Origin of the sequence: Gemella sp. zg-570 (assembly GCF_018866345.1) — a bacterium.
GTDB lineage: Bacteria > Bacillota > Bacilli > Staphylococcales > Gemellaceae > Gemelliphila.
Genome location: NZ_CP076443.1, coordinates 14,647 through 31,344, shown reverse-complemented (window position 1 = coordinate 31,344; position 16,698 = coordinate 14,647). Strand labels below are relative to the sequence as shown.

Annotated in this window: 10 protein-coding genes; 1 reads left to right on the top strand and 9 read right to left on the bottom strand. The window is 34.1% G+C overall.

Annotated features, from left to right (window positions below; translation table 11 throughout):
- Positions 1–135 precede the first annotated feature (135 nt).
- Both KMP11_RS00125 and KMP11_RS00120 read right to left on the bottom strand, forming a co-directional pair.
- Complete coding sequence (locus tag KMP11_RS00125; protein WP_216280162.1) at positions 136–450, bottom strand: PLP-dependent aminotransferase family protein; 315 nt, start codon at positions 448–450, stop codon at positions 136–138.
- 222 nt (positions 451–672) lie between these two features.
- Complete coding sequence (locus KMP11_RS00120) at positions 673–1,398, bottom strand: M15 family metallopeptidase (protein WP_215755916.1); 726 nt, start codon at positions 1,396–1,398, stop codon at positions 673–675.
- A gap of 870 nt (positions 1,399–2,268) precedes the next feature.
- Between KMP11_RS00120 and KMP11_RS00115 the strand changes: the two genes are divergently transcribed.
- Positions 2,269–7,467: a sialidase domain-containing protein gene (locus tag KMP11_RS00115; protein ID WP_216279850.1), complete on the top strand. Its 5,199-nt coding sequence runs from the start codon at positions 2,269–2,271 to the stop codon at positions 7,465–7,467.
- 877 nt (positions 7,468–8,344) lie between these two features.
- On the opposite strand, the gene KMP11_RS00110 is transcribed toward KMP11_RS00115, so the two are convergent.
- The 7 genes from KMP11_RS00110 to KMP11_RS00080 all read right to left on the bottom strand — a co-directional run bounded on the left by KMP11_RS00110 (position 8,345) and on the right by KMP11_RS00080 (position 16,683).
- The gene (locus KMP11_RS00110) at positions 8,345–9,103 is read right to left on the bottom strand and encodes a 5-deoxy-glucuronate isomerase (protein ID WP_215755918.1); all 759 of its coding nucleotides are present in this window, start codon (positions 9,101–9,103) and stop codon (positions 8,345–8,347) included.
- Between the two features lie 12 nt (positions 9,104–9,115).
- Positions 9,116–10,570, bottom strand: a complete 1,455-nt coding sequence (locus tag KMP11_RS00105) for a CoA-acylating methylmalonate-semialdehyde dehydrogenase (RefSeq protein ID WP_216279849.1) — start codon at positions 10,568–10,570, stop codon at positions 9,116–9,118.
- Positions 10,571–10,583: 13 nt separating this feature from the next.
- Positions 10,584–11,585, bottom strand: a complete 1,002-nt coding sequence (iolC, locus tag KMP11_RS00100; RefSeq protein WP_215755920.1) for a 5-dehydro-2-deoxygluconokinase — start codon at positions 11,583–11,585, stop codon at positions 10,584–10,586.
- 11 nt (positions 11,586–11,596) lie between these two features.
- Positions 11,597–13,507, bottom strand: coding sequence for a 3D-(3,5/4)-trihydroxycyclohexane-1,2-dione acylhydrolase (decyclizing) (gene iolD, locus KMP11_RS00095; protein ID WP_252344648.1), 1,911 nt, complete (start codon positions 13,505–13,507; stop codon positions 11,597–11,599).
- A 204-nt stretch (positions 13,508–13,711) separates the two neighbouring features.
- On the bottom strand, positions 13,712–14,500 hold the full coding sequence (locus tag KMP11_RS00090) for a DeoR/GlpR family DNA-binding transcription regulator (RefSeq protein WP_215755921.1): 789 nt from the start codon (positions 14,498–14,500) through the stop codon (positions 13,712–13,714).
- Between the two features lie 123 nt (positions 14,501–14,623).
- Positions 14,624–15,640, bottom strand: a complete 1,017-nt coding sequence (locus KMP11_RS00085) for a Gfo/Idh/MocA family protein (protein WP_216279848.1) — start codon at positions 15,638–15,640, stop codon at positions 14,624–14,626.
- Positions 15,641–15,651: 11 nt separating this feature from the next.
- A complete protein-coding gene (locus KMP11_RS00080; RefSeq protein ID WP_215755923.1) occupies positions 15,652–16,683 on the bottom strand; it encodes a Gfo/Idh/MocA family protein in 1,032 nt (343 codons plus the stop codon).
- Positions 16,684–16,698: the final 15 nt, after the last annotated feature.

Sequence of the window (16,698 nt, the reverse complement as noted above, 5' to 3'; positions counted from 1 at the left end):
TTCTTAAAATAAAAAAACAACCTCCTTCAAGGTTGTCTTTAAACAAAATTATTTATTAATTTTTTTAATATTTAATTGATAATTAAGGGCTTTTTATTTAAATATAGGTTTCTAATAAGTTAGTAAAATTGTATATTATACAAACTTATTTTTTATAATTTTTTTCAAACTTCCTAGCACCAAATCAAATTCACGACTAGCTAAAGTTCTCATATCAAAAATAATAGTATTATCCTTTATTCTTGTAATAATTGGTATTTCTACTTCTAACAAATCTTTTTCTAGTTGAGTTGATGATATTTTTTCATGACTTAGTTTTACTGCTATACTTTCTAGGTAAGAGGCTGGATAACTTCCTCCACCAACTTCTGCTACATCATCAGAACTTTCATAGCCCACTCTTAAATTTTTATCAGCTTTTTTCGCTAGGTCTTTTAATAAATTAGAAATAACTCCCGACCCATCTTAGAGTTTCAACCACCACAGACTACCATATTCAAATTTTTATTTTCCATGAAATTTCTTCTCTCTATATCTCTTGTATTATATTATACTACTTATTATCTTATTTTTAAAGACTGTTACAAAATACCTTACAGAGCAAGTTACTTATTATAAAACTAAAAAATCCTCCCTACATAAATAGTAAAGAGGATATATTAACTTAATATTCTATTCCTTATAATCTCCACCTTCAACACCAAGATATTCTTCTAAAGAAATATTTTTTTCGTATATTTCCCTAGCAATAGCCTCTCCAACATATCTAATATGCCAAGCCTCTGCCATGTATCCTGTGCTATTGGTAAATTCATCTTTATATCTTATTATAAAACCAAATCTATGAGCATTGTCTGCTAACCACTTAGCTGCTTGCTTGCTTGTTTTTCTTGTATCTTCTGCTCCAAGAAGTTGCCCCTCCCTATCTATTAGGTCGAAGGCTAAGCCACTCTGGTGTTCGCTATAACCCGGTCTTGCAGAAAATGTGTCAGCCTCTTTTTTACCATGAACAGCCACATAGTTGTTATAGAGATTTTTCTGAGTTTCATAACTTCTAAAACCCGACGTTTGATTAGAAACATTTAAACCTAAACTCTGGGCTTCTCTTATAATCTTATTGACCTGCTCTCTAGCTTTTGGGTCTTCTCCCTTGTTATAAGATTTTGGCAAGGGATGTTTTTTATTTATCACCATTAGCCCCTTTACAATCGTTGGTTCTTTGGCAGTTTCTGGTGTTAAGTTGGTGTTGGTTGCAACCTTTTCTTCTTTCTTAGTTTCTGTTTTTGTAGTAACTTCTTTTTGTTTATTAGCAACTTGCTCTTCCTTGTAATACAGATTATAAAAAATAAGCCCTAAAAATAAAACTAGCACTGCTAAAAATGATAATAATTTTTTCATAAATACCCCTTTATATTAAATATATTTCAATGTAATTATACCACATTAAAAATTTTATTTCTAGGTGAATAGAAGAATTTTCATGTGAAATAAAAACTTGTTGAAAATAAAGCCTAACAAGAAAAATCGCAAGAAAACATCAATAATTTTCTCCATAAAGATTTAATAAATAATTTTACATCTAGTAGCTAATTAATTGCCTACTAGTTTTTTATAAAATTACTTTTTTAAAAATACAAACAAAATTTAAGTTTATAAATTAAATTTTTTGAGTATCTTAAAAATTTTTCATTCTTAATTGTAATATCCTACTTTGATTTTTAATAAAAAAATATTATTAATTATTTATTTTTTATTTCCATAAAAAATTATTCTTTGCACAAGTTTATATAAGTACTATGCTTAAAATGAATTTTATTATATTTTCTAAGAAAGTATTAATATACTAAATAATTTAGGTTGTTAAATATAAGACCTTGTGCATGAAGCTGCTTCTTTGCTTATAGGTTAAAGAAATCGTTTTTATTTTTTTATAAAAATTTATGAAAGCCCTTGACATATATATATATATATATATAATTAAGGTATATACTATATTTTACTTTATTATAAATCTAGTCTGATATTGATTTTATAAATTCATCAGATGGGTTTTTATAGATATTAAAAAAAGCATCTAATCTAATTGCCTAGTAAAGAATATAAATAATGATAGGTCAGGATTTCTTCAAGCCTTAATTTTATTATCCTTACTATGTAAGATGAAAAACAGAGGAGAGGGGGATAGTTCTGTAACTTTAGCAAGTTTTTAATTGAAAACTGAAGATTTTTAAATAAATTAAATTAATTAAAATTAATAGGAGGTTTTATATGTTTTATATGAAGGATAGGTTAAACAGACAAAAAAAATATTCAATCGTTAAATTGACGATAGGAACTTTTTCTGTTGCTGTAGGAAGTGTTATATTGGGTCTAAATCCAGTGCAGGCTACAGAGGTATCAAATGAAAATCCAAGTTCCGAAGGTGTAGAGTCTTCCCCAGAAGATCCAGTTAGTCAACCAGTTGAAAGTGCAAGTGCTGTAGCCCCAAGTGGACAACCAGGAGCAAGTTCAACAGAGGAAGCAAACACCGACAGACCACAACCGAATAGCGATGAACAACCAGACGCTGACTCTCAACCAGTACTTGCTAAGCCAAGTTTTGAATCTCCAAGCGAAGAAACAGCAGGAGCCACTCAACCTGGAGAGCTAGCAGGAACTGGAGCAGAGCCAGCATCTCCAGAAGTAAACCCAGGAAGTGGTGGAGGTATGGCAGCAGCTGGAGCGATGCCAGAATCTGGACAACCAGCACTAGGAGAAAGCCCAACATCCCCAGCAGAATCTCAACCAAGACCAGAAGCTGGAGAAACAGCAGGAGATGAGGGACTGGCAGAAAATCAACCAAGTGAAGAAAACGGCGAAACAGTATCAAGCTCGTCAGACTCTGCAGAAATGCCAGAAAGAGGTCAACCAATGGCAAATCCAAGAACTGATGGAGAGATGTCAGAAGTAGTGGCAAGCCCAGGCCCTGACGTAATGGGAGGCACTGGAATGAATCCAGAATCTGCAACCATGGGCAACTCTCAACCTGGAGAAACAGACTCAGGAAATAATGGAGGAATGACAGAAGCAGAAGCTGGACGATCAGAAATGAATAGTCCAAGTGGTGGAGAAGTAGTTGAACCAAAAGCAGGGGATGCAGCAAGGTCAGAATCTCAACCGATGGCAGAAAGCAATGGAGCAATGGGAGAAGCTGGTGAAACAGTCCCAGCTGAAAGTGGAGAACCAGCAGAAAGACCAGAAGCCCCAGAAGAAGGAGTTGTAGCAAGTCCAGAAAATAATGGAGGAATATCGGGACAACCAGCAGAAAACACAGAAAATGAAGAAAGACCAGCAGCCCCTGATGCAATGCCAGATGCAAACCCAGGAAATAGTGAAGCAATGCCAGAAACTGAAACAGAGTCAGAAGTTGGAAAACTTGTAGGAACTCAGCCAATGGCAGAAAACACAGGAACTGGAGCAAACCCAGCAGAAAGTGGGGGATCAGGGGGAGCAAGTTCAGCAGGAGCAATGGCAAACTCAGAAGCAGATGGAGAAGTAGTTCAACCAAAAGCAGGAACTGGAACAGAAGCAAGACCAGAAACCCAACCAATGAGAGAAAATACAGGAGAAGCAGAAACAGGGGCAAGTCCAGAAAGTGGCGAAACAGCCCCAGCTGAAAGCCCAGGACAACCAACAGAAAGACCAGAAACCCCGGCAGAGAAACCTGGAGCAAGACCAGAAAGTGGTGGACCAATGGCAGGAGCAACAAGCCCTCCAGCTCCTGAAGCAAGGTCAGAAAATGAAGAGATGGTAAACCCAGGAAATAGTGAAGATACAGAAGAAACTGAAGAAAACTTAGGAGAGGACACAGAAACTGAAACAATTGTAATAACAGACAAGGATGGAGGTGCAAACCCAGAAACAGCAGCTAACTCTCAACCAACAGGAAAAGAACAACCAAGTGAAACTCCAAATGCTCAACCAGGACTTGTTCAGCCTCGTGTTGAAACTCCAGGTGGGCAACCAGCAAACAGTGTTCAACCAGATGCAGAAGCTCAACCAAGTGAAACAACAGAAGGATCAAATACTGAACAACCAGCTATAAGAGAGGAAGCTAGACCAAAAGACATGATTGCAGAAAAATTCAAGGATTCTGCAGTAGTTAGCCGTGAAGGATTGGCCTTAAGTGATACAAATGGCAAACGTGTTGACCTAACTAGTGAATTAGAAAAATTCAAAAACTTAAGCAATGCAACTTATCATTTGGAATTCAAGCCCGCGAAAAATTCTCCTTCCTTTTACAACCTTTTCTCAGCCTCTAGTACAAAAGTTGAGAATGAATACTTTGCTATATTTGTAAAAGATGGCAAGCCCAACCATGAATCGCGTGGAAAAACTGGCGATCAATTTTATAATAGTTTTGAAGATGCGACTGGAAGAATTAAGCCAGGAGAATGGAACAGTGTTACTTTGACCCTTAGCCAACCAGAGGGTGCCGATAAACCAGGTAAGGTCAGTTTGTATGTGAATGGTGTTCTTTCTAAAGAAATCACCAGCACAGATCCTATTAAACTAATCAAAGATATGCCAGATGTCGACACTGCCCAGATTGGAAAAACTAAAAGAAAGGCTAGAGATGTTTGGGAATCAAATACAGATGTTGACCGTTTAACGATTTACAACCGTGCCTTGACACCAGAAGAAGTGGCTGTCCGTTCTAGCTTGTACCATCGTGAAGATCGTACCCCAACACTTTATGAAGGTTCTGTTTTGACAGATAAGACTAATATTTATAAGAGTGGGCTTGCAGGTCGTAAAAATGCTGCTGGTAAATTTGGTTACCGTATCCCAGCTCTACTTGTTACCGACAAGGGAACCCTAATTGCTGGAATTGACGAACGTCGCTTGCATAAATTAGACTACGGTGATATTGCAATGGTCGTTCGCAGAAGTGAAGATAAGGGTAAAACATGGAGCAAGCCTATTATTGTTTCTGATTTAAGAAATAATGAGAATGCTTACGATCGTAACCAAGGTGCCCCACTAAATATTGATATGTCCTTGGTACAAGATCCTAAAACAAAACGTATTTACTCACTCTTTGATATGTATCCAGAAGGGCGTGCTGTTTTTGGTCTTCCAAATATAGAAGAAAAAGCCTATACAGAAATTGAAGGCAAGACTTACTTAAATCTATATAAGACAGGCGAAACAAAACCCTACACAATACGTGAAAATGGACTTGTATACACACCAGAAGGTACAGCAACAGACTACCACGTCGTTGTCAAAGGCGAAGAAGCTGCATTTAGCGATTTAGGGGATATCTATCTCGGTGATGAATTACAGGGTAATATCTACTTCCAAACTAACAAGACATCTGACTTTCGCGTAGCAAAAAATTCCTATATCTGGGAATCACACAGTGATGATGACGGTAAGACTTGGTCTAGCCCACGTGATTTGACGCCACAAATCAAAGAGTCGTGGATGAAATTCTATGGCATCGCCCCAGGAGCAGGTATTGCCTTGAGAACGGGTGATCACAAAGGACGCTTGGTAGTTCCAACTTACTCTACCAACTTCACAAGCCACCTAACTGGTTCCCAATCTTCTCGTGTTATCTACTCAGACGACCACGGAATGACTTGGCATTCAGGTAAAGCAGTTAACGATGGGCGTAATTACAATGGAACAAAACTCGATTCTAAAACTATGAATGTTGCAAACGCCCAAAACACAGAGTCGGCTGTCGTTCAGTTAAACAATGGTGATTTGAAACTATTCATGCGTAACCTTAATCGTAAAGTTCAGGTAGCTACCAGCCATGATGGTGGTCAAACATGGGATCCAGATGTTGTCAGCATGGAAGATGTCCATGATTCTTATGTCCAATTAGCAGCTATCCATACCATGCATGAAGGTAAAGAGTATGTGGTTCTAACCAATGCAAACGGATCAGACAGTAGCCGAACACAGGGTACAGCTCGCCTAGCTCGTGTTGAGAAAGACGGTAGTCTAACTTGGCTTAAACATCAATTAATCCAAGAAGGCAAGTTTGCCTATAACTCCCTACAAGAAATAAGTCCAAATGAATATGCTATCTTGTATGAACATGCAGAAGGTAACCAAAATGAATATACTATTAACTTCAAAAAATTCAACTGGAACTTCTTGGCAGAGGGATGGAATTACCACAATAAGATAGTACGTGTTGAAAATATTCAGAAAGATCCAGATAAAACTAATACATTTACTTTAACTTTTAGCCAACCTGTCTTGGCAAGAAAATCACCTAATTTATCTCTTAAGAATGGTCACCAAGCTCAATTTGTAACTCAATTAGATCCAAAAAATCTGGTCTATTCCTTATCAAACGATGAAGATTGGAACAGTGAAATTACTGGAACGGCTTCAGGAGAACTGGTAAATGTCAATAATGATCCAATTATCTTGAATACTCCCCTAATAAGACATCACAGTGTTGGTGATGAGGCAGCTCCTTACGCTGAAAAACCTCAATTATCAATTTCAGAACTCACTGCGACTGCTAGCGAAACAGAAGTGGCAAATGAGCCAGCAGTACCAAGCTCAACAGAAACAGCAAGCGACACTACAGAATCAAGTATAACTGTTGTGCCAAACCAACCAATGGCCGCAAGTCTAGCAGAAACAACAAATGAGCCAGCAGTACCAAGCTCAACAAATGAAGCAGGCGACACTGCAGAAGTAAGTAGAACTGATGTGTCGAATGAACCAACGGCAACAAGTGTAGCAGAAACAACAAGCAATAATTCAGAAGCAAGTAGCGAACCAGTATCAAATCTTGAGGATAAGATGGTAGGCTTGGCACATGAAGGAACAAAACTTAAAATTATTGGTTCGAGTCTTGCCTTGAATGGGGCAACTCAGGTGCAAGTTCGTCCAATGACCTCAACAGCTCCTGCTTTAGAAGATCAAAACTATGATTTATATGATGTAACCCTTTATAACGAAAAAGGTGAACCTGTTCAAATAAAAGGAGAAGTAACTGTTGTGCTACCAAGCAAAAGAAAAATTGACAAGGTCTACTATGTTCTAAATAATATGACAGAAAGTCTACCTTTTGTACAGAATGAAAATCAAACAGAAGTAATGTTTAAGGTTAGCCACTTTAGCCAATATGCTCTTGTTTATGCTAAAAATATCAGTATCCCTAGCCCAATTATTCCAGTAGAAGTAAAACCTACTCTCCTGTCTTCAACTGTGAAACCAGGTACACTATTACCTGCAAATAATAAGAAAGAAGATAAAATGGAAGTTCAAACGATACCAGCAGATCAGATGATAGCAGAACAGATGCCAGCAGATCAGATGATAGCAGACAAAAAAAATAAATCTAAAAAATCCTTACCAAATACTGGTGTCACAAATTCTAATCTAGGATTAACTGCTTTAATTATGGCCACACTAGGCTTAGCTATAGCAATTCGTAAGAAAGTTAAATAATTATAAAGAAAAAGCTAATAAGAAATTTATGTAGTAAATTTCTCTCTTTTAACTATTAAGAAGCCAACATAAAAAATGTAATCACATCTTAAGAGATAAACTCCCAATAACAAAGTACATTAGAAAGATCCAAAGCTAAAAGCAACTTAGGATCTTTCTTTTTATTATAGCTTTTTTATTCTTTCTTGAGGTAAAAACTAGCTATTTATAACTTATCTTCTTAGGAGCTTTTTATAATTTTAAAACTATTTAATATATGTTTCAAAATTAAACAAATCTCTAAAGTTAAATAATAATACAGGAGTTTTAACTAACTTAAAACTTTAAGAAAATAAAAGATTAGCTCTCATCAAGATTAAAAATATAAGAAATTATTTAATTAAGAATTCCTTGTAATTTAAAAAGATTATTATACAAAACTAAATTCGCTCTTTAATATAATCTTAGAAGTTACTTTTCCCTTGTTACTATATTTAATAGGCAACTTAACTTTTAAATTTATTGAAAATTTAAAAAATCTTATTATGAAAAATTTTTATATTACTATATATTAAACAAATATAATTAACAACATCAATAAAGATTTGCAAAATTTTTATAAACTTTAAAATATAACATCTTAAAAATATTTTTTAAGATGTTATTTAGAATATAAAATTAATAATATTTTCTCCAATTTATAAAATTTTCATATAAATTATTATATATTTTATTTAAACACATAAAAAATTTATTTTTAAATAAAAAAAGACAACCTAAAGGTTGTCTTTTTTTTGTTTATTAGTATATATTCTAAAACATATTTTCTTTATATACAGATTTTTTATTGAGGAAGTCTTTTTACATATTATTTGATATTTTTCAAATTTATTATTACTTATTTTTCAAGCAACCATTTATGTTCCTCGGCATAAATTCTTTCTGTCCAAGGATTATTTTCAAAGTGCGGAATCATCCACACATAATACATACGATATCCAGGGGCACATACTTGCGGATGTACCAAACCACCAGGTATGTAGGCTACACTATTATTTTTTACAAGAGCCGCCTCATCTCCAATCACCGATACACCAAAACCGTTTGGATGATCAAATTTAAAGTAATAAACTTCTGGTTGTGGGTGATGATGTGGTGGGTAACTATTCCAACGACCTGTATAACTCAAAACCTCTCCCAGCACCATATTAGAGTAAGGAGCTGTTTCATAATCAAATATAGTTCTTATTATTCTTTTAGATGACGCCTCAAAATCATCTTCCCCTGCTATAAATTGAGATACATCTTCTGGTTTGTAAAAACGAGGTGGGAATGTATTATCATTTTCTTTTTGTTGCACGAGAAGCTCACTTGCTTCATGAGCAACTATTTCTATGATAATTCCTTTGGGTACGTGTAAGCAAGAGGGTTTATTCTCAAAACAATTTTCTCTTTCAATCAACTCTTCTTTATCTAAATAGCGAATAGTAAGTTTCCCAAAAATTGGTAAAATAGCTGTTTCTTTTGTATCTGATATCAATTCTAATTTTTCAGATGGTTCTAATAGATAGGTTGCAACGTCCATATTCATATTGGCGTGAAAATTTTTATCGCAAATATTATTTTTTCCATTTTGTAGTTCTACTTGTCCAAACATACTCCATACTCCTTAAAATTTATTAGTACGATATTGTGCAGTTACTACTTTTTTATGTGTATAAAACTCAATTGCATCTTTTCCGTTGCAATGTAGTGTGCCGTAGAAAGAATCTTTCCAGCCTGAGAATGGGAACCAAGCAATTGGTGCTGGTACTCCTAAATTAACACCCAACATTCCTGCATCAATATTTTCTCTAAAATATCGAATAGCTGCTGCATTATTGCTAAACAAGCATGAACCATTTGCAAAGCGAGAGCGATTTGCCAAATCTACTGCCTCACGAATACCAGAAATACGTGTTATTGAAACAACTGGTGCAAATATTTCATCTTTCCAAATAGTCATAGTATCATTTACATTATCGAAAATAGTTGGTGCTACAAAATAACCTTTTTCTGGAATATTTTCACGTCCATCTCTTACTAATGAAGCTCCCTCTTCTACCCCTTTTTCAATATAACCAAAAATACGCTCTTGTGCTACTTTATCAATAACTGGTCCTAAGAATACATCTTCTTCTAAAGCATTTCCAATAGATAATTTATCTGCTTCTTCCTTTAATCTCGCTATAAATTTATCTGCTATGCTATCTTGTACTGCTATAACAGCTGCTGCCATACAGCGTTCTCCTGCTGAACCAAAAGCACCACCAATAATTTTTGGCATAGCATCTTCTAAATCTGCATCTTCTAAAACTATAAGATGATTTTTAGCTCCAGTTAAGGCCTGGACACGTTTTAAATTCTCTGATCCTTTTTGATAAATGTAGCGTCCTACTGGTTCACTTCCTACAAAGGAAATCGCTTTAATATTAGGACTTTCTATAATACCATTTACCACATTATGAGAGCCAAATACAATATTGAATACTCCTTTAGGAAATCCTGCTTGTTCAACAAATGAAACAATTTTTTCAATTAACAATGGTGTTTTTTCTGATGGTTTTAGTACAACCGTATTACCGCAAGCTAAAGCCATTGGAAACATCCAAAATGGAACCATCATAGGGAAGTTAAATGGGGTAATACATCCAACTACTCCAACTGGGTAACGGTAGTTTACTACTTCTACATCCGTAGCGACCGTTGCTAAAGAATCCCCCATATATGAACTAACTAATCCCGCAGCGTTTTCAACATTTTCAATACCGCGTCCAACTTCACCCAAGGCTTCTTTAAGATTTTTTCCATGTTCTAATGTTATTAATTTAGCAAGCTCTTCTTTATTTTCTTCTAAAATTTGTTGTAATCTAAATAAATATTTTACACGTTTTAAGATAGATACATTTTTCCAAGACTCATACGCATTTTTTGCAACTTCTGCTGCATGTTCTAATTCTTCTTTTGTTGATAGGGGTACTTTTGCTATAGTTTCCTCAGTTGCTGGGTTTGTAACTTCTAAAAATTCACCACTCCCACTTTCAACCCATTCTCCATTGATATAATTACGTAATACTTTTACCATCTTTTATTTCTCCTTATCTGTTATATAAATTTGCCTTTTCTACAGCTTTTTCAATTTCTTCTAACGTCGGTAAACTTTCAGAACATGAATGACTACCAATGTTAATAGAAGCTGATGCACTAGCATAGTGCAGAGCTTTTTCTAGTAGATATCCTTTTAATAAACACGTCAGCAATGCAGAACCATGTGCATCTCCTCCACCAAATGATTTTAATACCTTGGCTGGATAAGATGGTACAACATACTCATTTCCACTATCATCGAATGCACATGAACCTTTTTTACCATGCTTAATAATAACAATCTCAGCTTCTCCATGCTCCATCCAATAAGTTGCGACCTCTTTATCTGTTTTCTCTGCTAACCCTAATAATCTTCCTGTTAGGTCAAATTCTTCTCTAGATCCTATAATCAAATCACTATTTCTAGCAACAGTAGTGTAATAGATACTAATTTCATCTTCATTTTTCCAATTATATGAGCGATAGTCAATATCAAATACTATTGCCACGCCATGTTTTTTTGCCAAATACATAGCTTTTAAAGTAGCTTCTCTTGACGGACTTTCTGAAAGTGCTGTTCCTGATATTAATAAAACTCTTGTTTGTTTTATATATTCTTCATCAATTTCTTCAGTAGATAGTTTTAAATCTGAAGCTTCATTTCTATACATTAAAATGCTAGATTCTGTTTCAGATTTCATTTCTGTAAATGTTAATCCCAGTCTGTCTCTTCCGTTTGAGCGTATCACATGACTTGTATCCACATTTTCTGAGTTTAACTTATCAATAATAAATGTCCCAAATTGATCATTAGATACTTTTCCGATAAAACCTACACGATTTCCTAGTCTTGATAATCCTATAGATACATTTCCTGGAGAACCTCCCAAATACATATTAAATGATTTTGTTTTATCTAATGTTCTATTTATTTCGTTAGGATTTAAATCGATTGTAACCCTTCCTAAACAAATAACATCGTACTGTTTGTCTGCTTGCATGAACTTTTTCATCATTAGACTCCTTAATATTTTCTTGCTATTTTTAATTGATTTTCTTTTTCTTCATACGCCTTTTGAACTGCTTGTTTCGGAGAATGACTAGATACTCCCACATTCCACCATGTATCATATCCTGCTGTCATGGTTTTCGGTAAAACTTTGATGTCAATAAGAGTTGAAATTGGACTTGATTTACTATCTTCTAAAGCTTGATGCAAGTCTTCTAATGTCTTCACACTGTAAGTTTTTGCTCCATACCCTTTAGCTACCGTAGCATAATCAATATTCATAATATTGTTATCTTTATCCCTAAATTCACAATAGAAAGAATCACTTCCGTTGCTCATTTGTAAATTATTGATACAGCCAAAACCAGAATTATCTAACAAGACAACATTGATTTTATAACCATACTGTAAAGACGTAACTAACTCGCTATGCAACATATTAAAACTTCCATCTCCTACAAGCGCATAAACTTCACGATGGGATTCTGCCATTTTAACTCCCAAAGCTCCGTTGACTTCATATCCCATACAAGAATAACCATACTCCATATTGTAGCTATTTTCACTGCGACTATTCCACAATTTCTGAACATCTCCTGGTATAGAACCCGCTGCCGCAACCATAACAGAGTCTTTGTCAATATTGTCATTAATATATGTAATAACACTACTTTGTGTTAATTTTGTTTCTAACACTTGTGAGTACTCATTTAATATTTCTTGGGTGAAATGTCCGTCTATCTCTGGTTTAAAATCATTCATTGTAAAGGTTATGTTAGATAATCTATTACGTTCTTCTTCCCACTCTTTTTTGTAAGATGCAATTTGCTCATCTGTATATGTAGTTTTATAGTCTCCCAACAACTCATATATAGCAAGTAAATATTCTTTAACATCACTTACAACACTAACCGCATCAAATTTATAAGCTTGCATACGACTTAAATTTACATTTACAAAACGTTTTGCTTCTTTAAATTGTGTTTTTGAGCATGTTGTAAAATCAGTGTAACGTGTACCTAAGCCAATAATTAAATCTGCATTTTGAACCACTTTATTTGCTGCAGTTGTACCTAAAATACCATTACCTCCCAAATAATATTCAAAATCATATAGTAGGGTAGATTTGCCTGCGTGTGTTTCAACTACTGGAATACAATATTTTTTTGAGATTTTTTCAATTTCTTTTTTTGCTTGAGAATATTTTGCGCCACCACCAACTAATAAAACGGGGTTTTTTGCTTGACTAATAACCTCTAACGATTGTTTTAATTCTCTTTCAGTTGGCTTTCTACGATCTATATAGTGGACTCTCTTTTCAAAAAATGAAATAGGATAGTCATAACTTTCCCCCTCTACATCCTGTGCTAAACAGATAGCTACTGGACCAGCTGTTTGTGGATTAGTCAAAACTTCAAAAGCTTTTACTAAGCTAGACATTATCTGCTCAGGTCGAGTAATTCGATCCCAAAATCGACATACAGGTCGCAGAGCGTCGTTTGTAGTAATCGTAATGTCATCTTCTCTTTCAAATTGTTGTAATACTGGATCTGGTTGTCTTGTAGCAAAAGTTTCTCCAGGAAGAAGCAAAACAGGAATGTTGTTTGCAATAGCTACTCCTGCCGCTGTTACAAAGTTAGCCGCCCCTGGGCCTACAGAGCTAGTGCAGGCATAAATTTGACGACGATTTTTCTGTTTTGCATATCCTATTGCCGCTAATGCCATCGCCTGTTCATTTTTTCCTTGGAACGCTAGCAAGGAATGATGCTCATCTTGCAAGGCTTGACCCAAACCTAACACATTCCCATGTCCGAAGATATTAAATATACCTTCTACAAATCGATTTTCTTTCCCATCATAAGAAATATATTGACGATCCAAAAATCTAATTATTGCTTGAGCTGTTGTTAATCTTACTGTTTCCAAATAAATTCCTCCTAACCCTAAATGTTATCAAAAGTTGATAAACATATACTCAATAATTAATTTTATTTTATCATGTTTTGTATTTTTAAACAAGCTCTTTCATCGTTTTTTGTTTTTTTTGTGTAAATATATTAACATGAATATTTTATTTTAGAATTTTCCAAATATAATAACACATTAATAAAAAAAATCATCTAATTTTTGTTATACTTCCTCTTTCGCTGTTTCTATAAATGTAATATTTTTTAACTGTGCGAATTGTTTCATAAGTTCATCATCTAAACTATCAGTAATAATTGTTTTAAATTCAGTCAATTCTGCAAATGTAATAAATCCTAATTTGTTAAATTTTGAACAATCAACAAGTAAATATTTTTCTTTAGTCTTTGAAACTACCTTTGTTTTAAGTTCATACTCTTCCATTGTTGCATTCATTACACCATTATCTATGGATACACTTGTTGCTGCCATAAAAGCTTTAGAAACATTTAATCGTTCTAATATAGAGTATGTTCCTAATTTAGTGAAGGAGCTTGTTCTTTTTAGATACTTGTTTCCCGATAATATAATATCAACATTGGGAAATTTTACTGCCTTATTAATCACTGGTAAACTATTCGTAACAACTGTAATTTTTATATCCTGTGATAAATAATCCAAAATACCCAGAGTTGTAGTTCCAGAATCAATGTATATTGTATCGCCATCCCTAATAAAAGTAGCAGCCTTTTTTGCAATGTTTTGCTTTTCTTTTGGTTTTGTATGGTGGCGTTTTTCAATATCAATTAATACATCTTCTGTTTGAATAATACCATCTTTTATAGATTCTACTCCCCCATAAACTTTTTTTATTACTTCTTTTTTTAACAACTCTTTAATATCTCGGCGAACCGTATTAATGGATATCTGAAATTTTTCTTCCAATTCACTTAGAGACACTTTTTTGTGTAAATGAATGTAGTGTTCCATTTCATATATTCTTTTAGATTTCATAATTCTTACCTTCTTTCATCCACATTAGTCTCTATAATTTTATAAAATTTTCTTTATGTTTTGAAAATATATACATAGATAAGTTGGGACCTAAAAATCTTTCTAAAAGTCTACTTCTCTTTATTAACATTCCTTTATTATGCCTTCTTGTAATGATTGTTGACAAACAAGAGATACTCTTGTAGCTATAAGACCATCTTGTGCACTTGCTTGTGGATTTCTATTTTCTTTGATACACCTTGCAAATCCAACAATTTCTTCTATAAATGCTTTTTTAAATCTTTCTGGAAAATTTGCCGAACATTCTCTTCTTACCCCAGTATGATCATAAATAGTTACTAAATTTTTTTCTGGAACTCCCGCTATACGTAACCAACCTTTTGTTCCCATAATTTCTGTTTCTACTTGATATCCATGCGGGGCATTTCTTCCTACAACCAAATGAACCATTGCTCCATTATTTAATTGAGCTTGAACTATTCCTGTTTCTAATTCTCCAACCTCGTCTAATTCTGGACGTGCAAAGTTTGCACCAACAGCCCAAACTTTAGAAAATTCACAACCAGTCAACCAACGAATCAAATCAATATCGTGAATAGCCATATCATGATAAATACCACCGCTATTGCTGTTTTTGGCAAAATTAACAAAAGAATCCAGTCCGCTACTAGGATCTATTCCATACGCACGAATATAAACTATGCTTCCTATTTCTCCACTTTCTATTTTTTCTTTAGCATATAGATAATCAGCGTCAAATCTTCTCATAAATCCAACTTGAAACTTCACTCTATCTTTATATTTTTCTACAACTTCTACAACTTTTTTTATATCTTCCTCTGATAATCCAAGTGGTTTTTCTGCAAATGTGTGAATTCCTTTTTCCATAGCGTAACATATCATTGAAGGTCTAACATCAGCTCCTGCTGCAATAACAACAAAATCTAACTTGGCTTCATCTATCATTTTTTCAAAAGAAGAATAGGTGTTTTCAACACCTAAATACTCTTTAGCGTATAATAACTCTTCTTCAAAAATACTACATGCTGCAACCAATTTTACTTCTGGTATATGATTCACCATATTTTGAGCGTGTGTTTTCCCCATTCTTCCCAATCCAACAATTCCTACTCTTAACATATGGTTTCTCCTTAATTAAATTGTTTGTAAAAATCTGGTTTTGTTATTAATTCTATTTTTTCTGTTTGTCCTGTTTGTTGAGAAAGGATACAGGCATCAGATGTTACCGCTGACACATAACCATCCCATGAAGAAGGTCCATTTAATTCTTCTGAAGCATTCAGACGATCTGCAATATCTTGAAATTCTACATCGTAAGCAGCTATAAATCTTTCTTTCCAGTCTGTTAAAATGCTTGTACTTCTTCTAGCAGCTTTACTTAATACAACGCTTGGTACTGCAGGTAATTGTGCCATTCCTAACTCTCCCACTATATCGCAGTGAATATCATATCCATAAGCATTTACAAACACTTCTGTTACAATATTTACACCAGATTCTGTCTCAAGAACAACAACTTGAGGATCCTGAAGAGGTGTATTATATTCATTAGTAACAGCTGCTCTTTTTGGAAAATACACTTTTGCACTCTTATATTCTTCATCTAATAACCAATGCATAATTTCAATTTCGTGAATAAAAGTTTCTACAATTGCCTGACTACTAACATAATTTTTCGGTTGAGATAAATAAGTATTAAAGTGACGACAATGTGCCATAAGAGGTTTTCCTATTTCCCCTTTTTCTATATATTGTTTTAAAGTTTGATAGCCAGGATCGTATCGACGCATAAACCCTACTTGTAACATACGTTTACCTGTTTTTTCTTCGGCTTTCATAACTTCTAAACATTCTTCTTGTGTCATTGCAAGTGGCTTTTCTACAAATACATACTTATTAGCGTTTAAAGCAGCAATAGCAACTTCTGCATGTAACTGATTAATGGCTGTAACAACTACTAAATCAACTTGATCAGACTCTACTAAGTCTTGATAGCTATCAAAATTTTTTGCATTAAGATGGTATTTTTCTATCAAATCTTCACAACGATTTTCAACAACATCAAACAAACCAGTAACTTCCATACCTGATATGCGATTTTGGATACGGTTTAAATGATCTTCTCCTATTTTTCCTAATCCTACAATTCCTACTCTTATCATAAATTTATTTACCTC

Excerpts from the sequence above, each read along its gene's own strand:
- KMP11_RS00110 (WP_215755918.1), bottom strand. The coding sequence starts at position 9,103 with ATGTTTGGACAAGTAGAACTACAAAATGGAAAAAATAATATTTGCGAT.
- KMP11_RS00090 (WP_215755921.1), bottom strand. The coding sequence starts at position 14,500 with ATGAAATCTAAAAGAATATATGAAATGGAACACTACATTCATTTACAC.
- KMP11_RS00105 (WP_216279849.1), bottom strand. The coding sequence starts at position 10,570 with ATGGTAAAAGTATTACGTAATTATATCAATGGAGAATGGGTTGAAAGT.
- KMP11_RS00080 (WP_215755923.1), bottom strand. The coding sequence starts at position 16,683 with ATGATAAGAGTAGGAATTGTAGGATTAGGAAAAATAGGAGAAGATCAT.
- KMP11_RS00085 (WP_216279848.1), bottom strand. The coding sequence starts at position 15,640 with ATGTTAAGAGTAGGAATTGTTGGATTGGGAAGAATGGGGAAAACACAC.
- iolC (WP_215755920.1), bottom strand. The coding sequence starts at position 11,585 with ATGAAAAAGTTCATGCAAGCAGACAAACAGTACGATGTTATTTGTTTA.
- KMP11_RS00120 (WP_215755916.1), bottom strand. The coding sequence starts at position 1,398 with ATGAAAAAATTATTATCATTTTTAGCAGTGCTAGTTTTATTTTTAGGG.
- KMP11_RS00115 (WP_216279850.1), top strand. The coding sequence starts at position 2,269 with ATGTTTTATATGAAGGATAGGTTAAACAGACAAAAAAAATATTCAATC.